At 68.8% G+C, this 12,546-nt stretch carries 12 protein-coding genes; 2 read left to right on the top strand and 10 right to left on the bottom strand.

The window, feature by feature from the left end; translation table 11 throughout:
- The first annotated feature begins 251 nt into the window (after window positions 1-251).
- Window positions 252-1,676, top strand: a complete 1,425-nt coding sequence (locus KHC19_RS24775; protein ID WP_213356236.1) for a mannose-1-phosphate guanylyltransferase/mannose-6-phosphate isomerase — start codon at window positions 252-254, stop codon at window positions 1,674-1,676.
- A 25-nt stretch (window positions 1,677-1,701) separates the two neighbouring features.
- Here KHC19_RS24775 and KHC19_RS24770 read toward each other — a convergent pair whose 3' ends face one another.
- The 5 genes from KHC19_RS24770 to yajC form a co-directional block, all read right to left on the bottom strand.
- A complete protein-coding gene (locus KHC19_RS24770) occupies window positions 1,702-2,595 on the bottom strand; it encodes a phytoene/squalene synthase family protein (protein ID WP_343207794.1) in 894 nt (297 codons plus the stop codon).
- A gap of 11 nt (window positions 2,596-2,606) precedes the next feature.
- The gene (locus KHC19_RS24765; protein ID WP_213356235.1) at window positions 2,607-2,984 is read right to left on the bottom strand and encodes an Mth938-like domain-containing protein; all 378 of its coding nucleotides are present in this window, start codon (window positions 2,982-2,984) and stop codon (window positions 2,607-2,609) included.
- Between the two features lie 50 nt (window positions 2,985-3,034).
- Window positions 3,035-4,012, bottom strand: coding sequence for a protein translocase subunit SecF (secF, locus tag KHC19_RS24760; RefSeq protein ID WP_213356234.1), 978 nt, complete (start codon window positions 4,010-4,012; stop codon window positions 3,035-3,037).
- A gap of 18 nt (window positions 4,013-4,030) precedes the next feature.
- The gene (gene secD, locus KHC19_RS24755) at window positions 4,031-5,629 is read right to left on the bottom strand and encodes a protein translocase subunit SecD (protein WP_213356233.1); all 1,599 of its coding nucleotides are present in this window, start codon (window positions 5,627-5,629) and stop codon (window positions 4,031-4,033) included.
- 152 nt (window positions 5,630-5,781) lie between these two features.
- Entirely contained in the window at window positions 5,782-6,120 is a 339-nt protein-coding gene (yajC, locus tag KHC19_RS24750; RefSeq protein ID WP_213356231.1) for a preprotein translocase subunit YajC, read from the bottom strand.
- Window positions 6,121-6,316: 196 nt separating this feature from the next.
- Here yajC and KHC19_RS24745 point away from each other — a divergent pair, with 196 nt between their 5' ends.
- A complete protein-coding gene (locus tag KHC19_RS24745; protein ID WP_213356230.1) occupies window positions 6,317-7,198 on the top strand; it encodes an ATP-binding protein in 882 nt (293 codons plus the stop codon).
- Window positions 7,199-7,276: 78 nt separating this feature from the next.
- Here the strand turns inward: KHC19_RS24745 and KHC19_RS24740 are convergent, their stop codons facing one another.
- The 5 genes from KHC19_RS24740 to tatC form a co-directional block, all read right to left on the bottom strand.
- Window positions 7,277-8,554, bottom strand: a complete 1,278-nt coding sequence (locus tag KHC19_RS24740) for a M23 family metallopeptidase (RefSeq protein ID WP_246549468.1) — start codon at window positions 8,552-8,554, stop codon at window positions 7,277-7,279.
- A 175-nt stretch (window positions 8,555-8,729) separates the two neighbouring features.
- Entirely contained in the window at window positions 8,730-9,389 is a 660-nt protein-coding gene (locus KHC19_RS24735; RefSeq protein WP_213356228.1) for a protein-L-isoaspartate(D-aspartate) O-methyltransferase, read from the bottom strand.
- A gap of 28 nt (window positions 9,390-9,417) precedes the next feature.
- Window positions 9,418-10,182: a 5'/3'-nucleotidase SurE gene (surE, locus tag KHC19_RS24730; protein ID WP_213356227.1), complete on the bottom strand. Its 765-nt coding sequence runs from the start codon at window positions 10,180-10,182 to the stop codon at window positions 9,418-9,420.
- Between the two features lie 117 nt (window positions 10,183-10,299).
- Complete coding sequence (serS, locus tag KHC19_RS24725; protein ID WP_213356225.1) at window positions 10,300-11,631, bottom strand: serine--tRNA ligase; 1,332 nt, start codon at window positions 11,629-11,631, stop codon at window positions 10,300-10,302.
- Window positions 11,632-11,753: 122 nt separating this feature from the next.
- Window positions 11,754-12,545 (bottom strand): twin-arginine translocase subunit TatC, encoded by a 792-nt coding sequence (gene tatC, locus KHC19_RS24720; protein ID WP_213356224.1) that lies wholly within the window; start codon window positions 12,543-12,545, stop codon window positions 11,754-11,756.
- Window position 12,546: the final 1 nt, after the last annotated feature.

Here is a 12,546-nt window from a genome sequence, read left to right as displayed (position 1 = left end):
TCGCCCGCCTCTCCACGCACCTTCGCCGCGCCGTCAACGCGCGGCCGCGAGGCGGGTTCCGGGAGCTCGGTGTCCCCGGCCGATGGGCCGCATGAGGTGGCCGACCGGATAGGGGCACCGCGCCCACCCTTCCCGAAATCCCGCTCGATGCCGCCCGTGTCGCATTCGCCAACAGCGTCCGGCACTTGAGCTGCTTCCGGCGATGGCGTTCCATAGGGTCACGCATGCGCCACAGCCGGAGCCCCCTTGCGATGCTATCTCCCTCGCCGATCGTTCCCGTGGTTCTGGCCGGCGGCAGCGGCACGCGGCTGTGGCCGGTCTCGCGCGACAGCCTTCCCAAGCAGTTCCAGGTGCTCACAGGCTCCCAAACGCTCTACCAGCAGACGCTGCAGCGCGTATCCGACCGCTCGCTGTTCGCCCCTCCCCTCGTGCTCACCCATGAGGATTTCCGCTTCTTCGCCCGCCGCCAGGCCGCCGAGATCGGCATGGAGGTGACGGTGGCGCTGGAGCCCGTGCGTCGCGATTCCGGCCCGGCACTGATCGCGGCCGCCCTGATCGCCCGCAAGCTGCATGGGGAGGGCTGCCTGGTGCTGGCGCTCGCCGCCGATCATGTGGTGCGCGACGCGCCGCTGTTCCTCGATGCCTGTCGCGCCGGCGCGGCGGCAGCGGCGGCGGGGCAGATCGTCACCTTCGGCATCACCCCCACCGAGGCGTCCACCGCCTATGGCTATATCCGCCCCGGCGGCGAGCCCGGCCCGGGCGGTGCCCGCCCCGTCGCCGCCTTCGTCGAGAAGCCCGATCTCGCCACCGCCGCCCGCTACCTGGCGGAGGGCTATCTGTGGAACTCCGGCAATTTCTGCTTCCCCGCCGGCCTGCTGGTGGAGGAAGCCGCCCGCTTCGAGCCGGCAATGGTCGAGGCGGTTCGCGAGGCGGTGGAGACCGCCTTCGAGGATCTCGGCTTCATCAAGCTGGACCCCGGCGCCTTCGCCGCGGCGCCGGCCAAGTCCATCGACTACGCGGTGATGGAGCACACGCGATGCGCCGCCGTCGTCGAGGCGCGCTTCCGCTGGTCGGATGTCGGCTCGTGGAACGCATTGCACGAGCTCGCCGAAGGCGACGCGGCCGGCAATGTCGCGCATGGGCCGGTGGCGCTGCTCGACAGCCGCAATTCGTACTTCCATTCGGATGGACCGCTGGTCGCCGGCATCGGGCTCGACGCCGTCTCGGTCATCGCCACCGAGGATGCGGTGCTGGTGATGCCGGTCGATCGCGCGCAGGACGTCAAGGCGCTGGTCGGCAAGCTGAAAAGCGAACGGCACAACGCCGCCACCGAGCATGTGAAGGTGCATCGCCCCTGGGGCAGCTACCAGAGCATTTGCCGCGGCGAAGGCTTCCACGTGAAGAAGATCGTCGTCGAGCCCGGCGGGCGGCTATCGCTGCAGAAGCACCATCACCGCGCCGAGCACTGGGTCGTGGTGAAGGGCACCGCCGAGGTGACGCTGGACGGCCGGGTGTTCGAGGTGCGCGAGAACGAGTCCACCTATCTGCCGCTCGGCGGCGTCCACCGGCTGGCCAATCCCGGCCGCATCCCGCTGGAGCTCATCGAGGTGCAGACCGGCTCCTATCTCGGCGAGGACGACATCGTCCGCCTCGAGGATGCCTATAATCGCGGCTGAGCCGGCATCCGCCGGCCGGTCTGCGTCAGCCGCGGAACGCCTTGCCGCCGGATGCCTTCCCGAATGAGCGGGCCGCTCCCCACAGGCGCCACATCCGCCGCAGCGGCGAGAGCGCCGGCACCCGCACGAAGGGATCATGCGCCCGCCCCATGCGGGCGAGGTCGCCCGGCACCAGCGCCAGCGGCAGGAACACCGGATAATTCGCCGGATCGACCCCGCCGAGCGCCGCCATGGCCTGTTCATAGTGCCGCCGCGCCAAGTTGCGCAGATCGGCCAGCGCCGCGATGAGGCCCGGCGTCGGCGTGCCCGACACCGCCGCCTCGCGCCCCACGCCGTGCGCCTTCAGCAGGTCGAGCGGCACATAGCACTGTCCGCGCCGCGCATGGTGGGGAAAGGCGCGCAGCAGCCCCGTCACCGCATAGGCGACCCCGGCATGGCCGGCGGCATCGGCGAGCGCCCGCTCCCCTCCCGGTCCCGGCGCGGCGCCGGTCAGGATCAGCGTGCCCAGCCGGATCAACGCCGACGACGTCTCCCCGGCATAGCCTTCGAGATCGTTCACGCTCGGCATCGGGTCGTCATAGAGATCGAAGATGCGCGCATCGATCAGCGCGAAGAAGGTCTGCCGCGGCAGGCTGTGCCGGTTGATCGCGTCGATCAGCGCCGCGGCGACCGGATTGGCCTTCACGTCGCCGCGCGCGTCGCCGATCAGCGCGTCGCTCCACCATTGCAGCCGGACTTCCCCGGCCAGCGGATTGGTGATCGCTTCCCGCACGCGCGACACCTCGACATTGAAGGCGTGCAGCGCCATCAGCGCCCCGCGCGTGGTCTCCGGCGCGTAGAGGCTGGCGATATAGCGGTCGCGATCGAAATCGCGCACCAGCTGCGTGCAATAGGCGATGTTGGTATCCGGCGCTTCCACCCGCCCGGCCCTCAGCGCAACGCCAACAGGGCGGCCGCCACCGGCCGGCCCTCGGCCAGCAGGACATTGTAGGTGGAGGCCGCCGCCCGGGTGGGCATGGCGTCGATGCCGATGCCGACGTCGCGCAGCCGCCAGCGCAGCGCGTCCGGCACCGCCCAGGGCTCGACACCGGTGCCGATGATCAGCATGTCGATATCCGCGCTCTCGGCCAGCACGGGCGCCAGCGCGGCCGCGTCGATCCCGGCCACCCCGTCGATCCGCCAGGCATGGATGCCGCTCGGCAAGGCGAGGATCGACCCTTCCGACGCCATGCCGGCAAAGTGGAAGAAGCCGGCACCGTAGCCGTCGATCGGCACCTGGCGCGGCAGATGAGCGTCGGACGTGGCCATTCTCAGCTCCGCGTCGGAGCGCCCCAGCGGCGCTCCGGCCTCACGTCAGATCAGGGGCGAGCCGGCTTTCCCGTCGCGGGCTTGCCTTCCGCCTTGGCGGTCTTCGCCTCGGCATCCTTCTCCGCCATGGTGCGGGTGGTGACGCCGAGATAGATCAGCAGCGGCGAGGCGATGAAGATCGAGGTGTAGGTGCCGACCAGCACCACGCCGAACATCATCGTCACCGAGAAGGAATGGATCGCCCGCCCGCCGAACAGCACCAGCGACAGCAGCGCCAGGGTGACGGTGACATGGGTGATCACCGAACGCGACAGTGTCGAGTTGATGGAGGCGTTCAGCAACTCGTCGATCGGCATCTTCTTGTAGCGCCGCAGCATCTCGCGGATGCGGTCGTAGATGACGATGGTGTCGTTCAGCGAATAGCCGAGAATGGTCAGCAGCGCCGCCACGCTGGTCAGGTCGAAGTCGATCCTGAAGATCGCCATGAACCCGATGGTCAGCACGATGTCGTGGAAGTTGGCGATCGAGGCGCCGAGCGCGAACTGCCACTCGAAGCGGAACCACAGATAGACGAGGATGCAGAACACCGCGGCGATCAGGCCGACGATGCCGTAGCTGAGCAATTCCTGCGACACGCGCGGGCCGACTACCTCGACGCGGCGATATTCCACCGCGTCGCCGAGCGCGGTGCGCACCTTGCCCACCACCGCCTGCTGGGCCTGTTCGCCGCCCGGCTGCTGGGCGACGCGGATCAGCACCTCGCCGTCGCTGCCGATCTCCTGGATCTGCACCTCGCCGAGCTCGAGCGATTCGAGCTTGGAGCGCACATCGGCAATGTTCAGCGTGTTGTTGGGGTAGCGCACCTCGAGCAGCGTGCCACCCTTGAAGTCGATGCCGAAATTCAGCCCGACGGTCATGAAGGCGACGAGCGCCACGATCGACAGCAGCGCCGAGATCGGGAAGCTGATGCGCCGGAAGCGCATGAAGTCGAATTTGGTGTCGTCCGGGACGATGCGGAGCAGACGCATGGGAAACGCTCGCCTTTCTCAGATCGGCACGCGCTGGGGGCGCTTCCAGCGCACCCAGACAGCCGCCATCAGGCGGGTCAGCGTGAAGGCGGTGAACACGGTGGTGACGATGCCGATGCCGAAGGTGATGGCGAAGCCGCGCACCGGGCCGGAACCGACATAGAACAGCACCGCCGCCGCGATGAAGGTGGTGATGTTCGAATCGAGGATGGTCGCCAGCGCGCGCGAGAAGCCGGCATCGATGGCGGAGATCGCCGAGCGGCCCGCCCGCGCCTCCTCGCGGATGCGCTCATAGATCAGCACGTTGGAATCGACCGCGATGCCGACGGTGAGCACCACGCCGGCGATGCCGGGCAGCGTCAGCGTGGCCCCCAGCATGGCGAGAATGCCGAAGATCATGCCGACGTTCACCGCCACCGCGACCACCGCGATGACGCCGAACAGGCCGTAGGTGGCGATCATGAACAGCGCGACCAGCACCGCGCCGACGATGGAGGCGACGAGGCCGGCCTGGATCGAATCGGCGCCGAGGCCGGGGCCGACCGTGCGCTCCTCCACCACCTGCAGCGGCACCGGCAGCGCGCCGGCACGCAGGAGGATGGCGAGGTCGTTGGCCTGCTGCACGCTGAAATTGCCGCTGATCTGGCCGGAACCGCCGAGGATCGGCTCGCGGATCACCGGCGCGGAGATCACATGGTTGTCGAGGATGATGGCGAAGGGCCGGCCGACATTGGCCTGCGTCGCCTCGGCGAAGCGCCGCGCGCCGTTGGTGTTGAAGCGGAAGGTCACCACCGGCTCGCGCGTCTGCGGGTCGAAGCTCGGCTGCGCGTCGGTCAGGTCCTCGCCGGCCACCAGCACCCGCTGCTCGATGACATAGGGCTGCGGCGGGTTGTCCTGCGAATAGAGGATATCGGTACCGGCCGGCGGACGGCCCTGCAGCGCCTGCTGCGCATTCACCGAGGTATCGACGAGACGGAAGGTCAGCTGGGCGGTCTGGCCGAGCAGCGCCTTCAGCCGCGAGGGATCCTGCAGGCCCGGCACCTGCACCTGGATGCGGTCGGCGCCCTGGCGCTGGATCGACGGCTCGGTGGTGCCGAGCTGGTCGATACGCTTGCGGATGATCTCGATGGATTGCGACACCGCCTGGATGGTGCGCGCCTGCAGGCCGGCGGCCGAGGGCGCGATGCGGATGGTGTCGCCGCTCAGCGACACGTCGGTGTCGAGCTGGCCGCCGCCCGCCATCACCCCGCCGATCGGCTGGGCGAGCTCGCGCAGCTTGGCGAGCGCCGCATCGCCGTCATTGGCCTCGCGCACCCGCACGATCACCGCGTCGCCCTGGATGGCCACGTTGCTGAAGCCGATCTTGGCATCGCGCAGCAGCCGGCGGGAATCGTCGCGCAGCTGGGTGAGCCGCATCTGGCGCACGTCGTTCTGCTGCACCTCGAGCACGATGTAGGAGCCGCCCTGCAGATCGAGACCGAGCACGATCTTGCGTTGCAGGAAGCCGGGCAGCTTCTCGAAAGCGGTCGGCGACAACAGGCTGGGCACTACCATGAGGCAGATGATCGCGGAGAGAACCACGATCGCCAGCGCTTTCCATCTGGAGAAATAGAGCATGTCGTTCTTTCCGGCCGCCCGCCTTCAGGCGCGCCGCTGAAGCCCCTTCCGGCCGGACCGAGGCGCCCGGCCGTCTGAAAGCGCTCCCGATCCTGAGGCCGGGAGCATGTTCCCATCGCAAAAATCTTTCAACTTTTGCGGAACGGGGCGCCTCAGGAGGCGCCGTCCTCCTTGGCCGGCTCGCCCTTGGCGCGCACTTCCGAGATCATGCCGCGCAGCTGGCGGATCTTCACGCCCTCGCCGACCTGCAGCTCGATCTCGTTGTCGTCGACGACACGGGCGACCTTGCCGACGAGACCGCCGGAGGTGACCACCGTGTCGCCACGGCGGATGCCCTTCACCAGTTCCTGGTGGGCCTTCACCTTCTTCTGCTGCGGACGCAGGATCAGGAAATACATGATCACGAAGATCAGAACGAAAGGCAGCAGCGACATCAGCATGTCGGTACCGCCCGGGCCGGCGGCCTGCGCATAGGCGGGCGTGATCAGCATAGGGGTTCCTTGTCCGTCGAAAAGTTGGCGGGCAACAGGCCCGGCGAAGCGGCGCGGACTATACTGACGCGCCTGCCGAATGCAAACGCCGTCAGCGCGCCGCAGGGTCACGTCTGCGAAAGGAGTAACCGGCGTTACGGTTGCGCTTGTGTCGCCGGCCGCGGGTGGCTATTCCGGCTCCGCAAGGAGCCCCATCATGACCCACACCTCGGACGATCTCGGAGCGGTTCTCGCGCGCATCGCCGATGCGCTCGACCGCCTCGCCCCGCCGGCCGCCACGGCCGTGGATTTCACCGTCGCGGACGCCTATGTCTGGCACGCTGAGGGACATCGGCTGGAGCCGGTGCCGCGCGTCAGCCGGGTGGCGATGGAGCTTCTGAAGGGCATCGACCGCACGCGCGACCAGCTGGTGGACAACACCAATCGCTTCGCCCGCGGCCTGCCCGCCAACAACGCGCTGCTGTGGGGCGCGCGCGGCATGGGCAAGAGCTCGCTGGTCAAGGCCGCCCATGCCGAGGTCAATGCCGCCCTCGCCGCCGACGGCCTGCCGCCGTTGAAGCTGATCGAGATCCACCGCGAGGACATCGAGACGCTGCCGGCCCTGATGAGCCTGATGCGGCCCGCGCCGTTCCATTTCATCGTGTTCTGCGACGACCTGTCCTTCGACCATGACGATACCTCCTACAAGTCGCTCAAGGCGGTGCTTGAGGGCGGCATCGAGGGCCGGCCGGAGAACGTCATTTTCTACGCCACCTCCAACCGCCGGCACCTGCTGCCGCGCGACATGATGGAGAATGAGCGTTCCACCGCCATCAATCCCGGCGAGGCGGTGGAGGAGAAGGTCTCGCTGTCGGACCGCTTCGGCCTCTGGCTCGGCTTCCACAAATGTTCGCAGGACGACTATCTGGCGATGGTCAACGGCTATGCCGCCCGCTTCGAGCTGCCCATCGACGAGGAGACGCTGCGCCGCGAGTCGCTGGAATGGTCGACCACGCGCGGCGCCCGTTCCGGCCGCACGGCCTGGCAATATGTGCAGGACCTCGCCGGCCGCCTCGGCGTCGCGCTGACCGAGCGCTGACCGGCAAAACAAAACCGCGCCCGGCCTTGCGGCGGGGCGCGGTCTGAAGGTCGCCGGGATCGGAAGGGCCGGCGAAACTCAGAGACCGGCGAGATACTGCGACGGATCCATCGCCTGCGATCCCTTGCGGATCTCGAAATGCACCTGCGGCGAGGAGACGTTTCCGGTCTGGCCGGCCTTGGCGATCACCTGGCCGCGCTTCACCGTATCGCCCTTCTTCACGTCGAGCGCGCTGTTGTGGGCATAGGCGGTGACCCAGCCGTCGGCATGCTTCACCAACACCAGGTTGCCATAGCCCTTCAGCTCGCTGCCGGCATAGGCGACGACGCCGTCCTCGGCGGCCTTCACCGAGGTGCCTTCCGGCACCGAGACGTTGATGCCCTCATTGGTCTGCCCGCCGGGCTTCGGCCCGTAGCCGGAAATGATGCGCCCGCGCACCGGCCAGCGGAACTGCACGCCGCTCGCGGTGCGGGTTTCCTCGACCGGCTCGGAAGGCTTCACGGCGGCGATGGTCTGCGCCTTGGGCTCGGCCGGCGCGGCGAGCGGCGCCGCCGCGACGGCGGCCGGGGCCGGCTTGGCCGAATTGGCGGGAGCGAGAGGCTTGGCGGCCGGTGCCGCCGCGACGGCCGTGGATGCAGCGGCCGGAGCGGTCGCGACGGGTGTCGTCGCCACCGGCATGGTGGTCGCCGGCTTGGCAGCGGCGACCGGAGCCGGCGCCACGGCCGGCTTGGCGGCGACCGCCGCGCTGGCGCCGGGGATCACCACGCTCTGACCGATGCGCACCTGGGAATTGGTGTCGAGGCCGTTAGCCGCCGCGATCTGCGAGACCGGCACATTGTAGCGGCGCGACAGCGAGTTCAGCGTCTCGCCGGAGGCGACCACATGCGCGGCGCCGGCAGCGGCCATCGACGGCTTCGCGGCGGCGGCCGGCGCGTGCAGCACGGGCGCGGCGGCGACGGGTGCCGGCTGGCGCACCGGGGCGGCGGCCTGCGGCGCCGCATAGGTGCCGTAGAGGGGCTGCTGGGCCGGCGTCACCGCGGCGAGCTGCTGCGGCTGGCCGTAGCCCTGCGGCTGCGCCTGCGGGGCGCCATAGGTTTGCGGGCGACCATAGGCCGGCGCCGCCGCATAATTCGGCTGCGGCGCGCCGTAGGACGTCGAGGCGACCGGCTGCGGCGCGCCATAGGAGGGAGCCCCCATCGGCGCGGACTGGACCTGGCCGGTCGGCGCCGAGGCGATCGATCCGGTATAGGCCGGCGCCGACTGTGCGGCGAACGGGCTCTGGTTGGGATTCTGGAAGCGACCGACATCGGAGCTGCACGCCGCCGCGGTACCGCCGAGCAGCGCGACAACCGACAATCGCAAGAAGGACCGGGAGCCCGACACCGACCAAGATTCACGCATCAAAGACCCGCGCATCGCACCCATCACCCGCACGCCAAACATGGGGACGATTAAAGGCTCGTATAGGTAAACATCGGCTTAAGTCCGCCAGCGCCGTGGCCCACGAAACGGCAAAAGCGTGGCGGAATCGCTACAGAATCTCGGCCACGCCCGGCAACAGCGGCACGAAGCGCACCCGCCCGAGCTCACGCCGTTCCAGCCCGGCCGGGGTGGAGACGATCTTCATCAGTACTTGTGTACCGTCCAACTCGCCCACCGGCGCCACCAGCACGCCGCCATGGTTGAGCTGGGCAAGCAGCGCGGGCGGCACCTCGCGCACCGCAACCGTGACGAGAATGCGATCATAGGGCGATGTGGCGAGATAGCCGTGCTGGCCGTCCGCCACCACCACGTCGACATTGGAGAGCTCCAGCGCCTTGAGGCGGGCCCGCGCCTCCTGCGCCAGCGTATGGAAGCGCTCCAGCGTGATCACCCGTCCCGCCAGATGGGCGAGCACCGCCGCCTGGTAGCCGCTGCCGGTGCCGATCTCCAGCACGCGATGCGCCGCCGCCGGCGCCAGCGCCTCGGTCATCCGCGCCACCAGCGAGGGCTGGCTGATGCTCTGGCCGCACTCGATCGGCAGCGCCTGGTCGCTCCAGGAGAGGTGGCGGAACGCCGGCGCGATGAACATCTCGCGTGGCACCTGCTCCATGGCCCGCAGCAGCTCGCGGTCGCGAAACCCGCGCTGGCGCAGCGACAGCAGCAGCGCCGCCCGTGCCGTGGCATCCGTTCCGTCCGCATCCACCGCCATCGCCGCCGCCCCTCGCTCGCCCGGAAGATCAGCCGTGGAACACTTGCGCCAACAGGGTCATCATCGGCTCGTCGGTCATGTCCAGCCGCAGCGGCGTCACCGAGATGCAGCCCTGGTCGAGCGCATGCAGGTCGGAGCCGTTCACGGTTTCGAAGACGCGCCGTTCGAAGGCGATCCAGAAATAGGGGTTGCCGCGTCCGTCGGCGCGCTCGTCGATGCGCAGCAGTTCCTGGTTGCGCTTGCCCTGCGCCGTCACCCGCACGCCGGCCACCTCTTCCGGCGGCCGGTTGGGGAAGTTGACGTTGATGAGCAGGCCCGGCGGGATCCCCTCCTCCAGCAGCTTGCGGATCACCTGCGGCCCGTGATGCTCGGCCGCCGCATAGGAGGGGGCGTGGCGCGTCGCCAGCCCATAGGCCTGCGACAGCGCGATGGAGGGAATGCCGAGCACCGTGCCTTCCATGGCGCCCGCCACCGTGCCGGAATAGCCGACATCCTCGGCGACGTTCTGGCCGCGATTGACGCCGGAGAGCACCAGGTCGGGCTTGCCGTCCTTCAGGATGTGCCGCACCGCCATGATCACGCAATCGGTCGGCGTGCCCTTCACCGCGAAGCGCTTCTCCTCCACCTGCCGCAGCCGCAGCGGATCGGAGAGCGACAGCGAATGCGACACGCCGGACTGGTCGAATTCCGGCGCCACCACCCACACATCGTCGGAGAGGGCGCGGGCGATCCGCGCGCAGGCGTCGAGCCCGGGTGCGTGGATGCCGTCGTCATTGGTCACGAGAATGCGCATGGCCTGTCCATTCGTCGTCGCGGCGGGAAACGGGCGGCCGACGGAATCGGCCTCCCCTTCCCCGATATCACCTGACGGCAGGCTCCGCGATGACGCGGAGCCCACAATCGGCGGCGCTCAGTTCGCCGCGATGCGGGTGCGCCCGCCCATATAGGGCACCAGCGCGTCCGGCACCGTCACCGAGCCGTCCTCGTTCTGGTAGGTCTCGAGGATCGCCACCATGGCGCGCCCCACCGCGACGCCCGAGCCGTTGAGCGTGTGGACGAAGCGCGGGCCCTTGCTGTCCTTCGGCCGGTAGCGGGCGTTCATCCGCCGCGCCTGGAAGTCGGAGCAGGTCGAGACCGAGGAGATCTCGCGATAGGCGTTCTGGCCCGGCAGCCACACCTCGATGTCGAAGGTGCGCGCCGAGGCGAAGCCCATGTCGCCGGTGCACAGCGTGACGACGCGGTGATGCAGGCCCAGCTGTTTCAACACCGCCTGCGCGCAGGCGAGCATGCGCTCCTGCTCCTCCAGCGATTTCTCAGGCGCGGTGATCGCCACCATCTCGACCTTGCTGAACTGGTGCTGGCGGATCATGCCGCGCGTATCGCGCCCCGCCGCCCCGGCCTCGGCGCGGAAGCAGTTGGTGAGCGCGGTGAAGCGCAGCGGCAGCTCGTCCTCGGAAAGGATCGACTGCGCGACGAGGTTGGTCAGCGGCACCTCGGCGGTGGGGATGAGCCACATGTCCTCGCCGGCGCGGAACTGATCCTCGCGGAACTTCGGCAGCTGCGCGGTGCCGAACATCGCCTCGTCCTTGACGAGCACCGGCGGCGCCACCTCGGTATAGCCGTGCTGCTCGGTGTGGGCGTCGATGAAGAACTGCCCGATGGCGCGTTCCAGCCGCGCCAGCTGGCTCTTCAGCACCACGAAGCGGGCGCCGGACAGCTTGGCCGCCGCCTCGAAGTCCATCCAGCCCAGCGCCTCGCCGATCTCGAAATGCTGCTTCGGCGTGAACCCGTAGGCGCGGATCGCCGGCATGGGAAGCGCCGAGCCCTCGATCTCCGCATGCGGCGCGGCATCGAACGGCACGTTGTCGTGCTCGTCCTTGCCGAACGGCACCTCGGCGAGCGGCGCGTTGGGGATGGCGGCGAGGGTGTCGTTCAGCTCGGCCTCGGCCGCCTTCACGTCCTCCTCGATCGCCGGGATCTCGGTCTTGAAGCCGTTCACCTCCGCCATCAGCGCCTCGGCGCGGGCATTGTCGCCGGCCTTCTTGGCGGCGCCGATCTCCTTGGAGGCGGCGTTGCGGCGGGCCTGCAGTTCTTCCAGCTTCACGATGCCGGCGCGGCGACGCTCGTCGAGCGACAGCAGCGAGGACACCAGAGACCGCGCCTCGGTCTCCGGCGTGCCGCGCCGTACCAATGCGTCGATGAGCCCCTCGGGCTCCTCGCGGATCCACTTGATGTCGTGCATGGAAGTCTCGCTCTCGCGTCTGACGGTCTCCGGCCCGTGCCGGACGCCCTCGACCTACTCCAATGCAGTGGAGCGCGACAAGCCTGACGGGCCGAAAACGTCGCCGCGACCCGGCGCCGGGATCAGGCGGCGTTCTCCCGCGCCGCCTCCGCCGCCGCCCGCCGCTTTTCGACGACACGCACCAGAAAGACCGAGACCTCGTAGAGAAGCAGGGTTGGGATGGCGAGCGAGAACTGGCTCACCACGTCCGGCGGCGTCAGCACCGCGGCGATGATGAAGGCGCCGACGATGGCGTAGCGGCGGAACTTCTTCAGCTGGTCGGAGGTCACCACCCCGATCTGCGCCAGCAGGGTGAGGATCACCGGCAGCTGGAAGCAGATGCCGAAGGCGAAGATCAGCGTCATGATCAGCGACAGATATTCGCTCACCTGCGGCAACAGCGAGATTTCCGGCGAGTCCGGCCCGGCCAGCTGCTGCATGGAGATGAAGTAGGTCATCGCCAGCGGCATGGCGACGAAATAGACGAAGGCCGCCCCGATGACGAAGCAGATCGGCGTGGCGATCAGATAGGGCAGGAACGCGCCGCGCTCATGCTTGTAGAGGCCCGGCGCCACGAACATGTAGACCTGCGCCGCCACCACCGGGAAGGAGATGAACGCCGCCCCGAACATGCCGAGCTTGATCTGGGTGAACAGGAACTCCTGCGGCGCCGTATAGATCAGCTTGACGTTCTGCGAGCCGCCGGCGGCGAACTCATAGGGCCAGAGCAGGATGTTGTAGATCGCCTTGCCCAGCATGAAGCAGGCGAAGAAGGCGATGAAGAAGGCGATCAGCGATTTGATCAGCCGCGCCCGCAGCTCGATCAGGTGCTCGATCAGCGGAGCCTTGGAGGCGTCGATATCGTCCTGGCTCATG

The organism is Ancylobacter oerskovii (assembly GCF_018390555.1).
In the GTDB taxonomy this organism is placed as follows: Bacteria; Pseudomonadota; Alphaproteobacteria; order Rhizobiales; family Xanthobacteraceae; genus Ancylobacter; species Ancylobacter oerskovii.
This window is presented reverse-complemented; position numbering and strand designations above follow the sequence as displayed.

Bases quoted from the DNA above. Each gene is read 5' to 3' on its own strand.
- secF (WP_213356234.1), bottom strand. From the start codon at position 4,012: ATGCGTCTGCTCCGCATCGTCCCGGACGACACCAAATTCGACTTCATG.
- yajC (WP_213356231.1), bottom strand. From the start codon at position 6,120: ATGCTGATCACGCCCGCCTATGCGCAGGCCGCCGGCCCGGGCGGTACC.
- secD (WP_213356233.1), bottom strand. From the start codon at position 5,629: ATGCTCTATTTCTCCAGATGGAAAGCGCTGGCGATCGTGGTTCTCTCC.
- KHC19_RS24765 (WP_213356235.1), bottom strand. From the start codon at position 2,984: ATGGCCACGTCCGACGCTCATCTGCCGCGCCAGGTGCCGATCGACGGC.
- surE (WP_213356227.1), bottom strand. From the start codon at position 10,182: ATGCGCATTCTCGTGACCAATGACGACGGCATCCACGCACCCGGGCTC.
- KHC19_RS24775 (WP_213356236.1), top strand. From the start codon at position 252: ATGCTATCTCCCTCGCCGATCGTTCCCGTGGTTCTGGCCGGCGGCAGC.
- KHC19_RS24745 (WP_213356230.1), top strand. From the start codon at position 6,317: ATGACCCACACCTCGGACGATCTCGGAGCGGTTCTCGCGCGCATCGCC.
- KHC19_RS24735 (WP_213356228.1), bottom strand. From the start codon at position 9,389: ATGGCGGTGGATGCGGACGGAACGGATGCCACGGCACGGGCGGCGCTG.
- serS (WP_213356225.1), bottom strand. From the start codon at position 11,631: ATGCACGACATCAAGTGGATCCGCGAGGAGCCCGAGGGGCTCATCGAC.
- tatC (WP_213356224.1), bottom strand. From the start codon at position 12,545: ATGAGCCAGGACGATATCGACGCCTCCAAGGCTCCGCTGATCGAGCAC.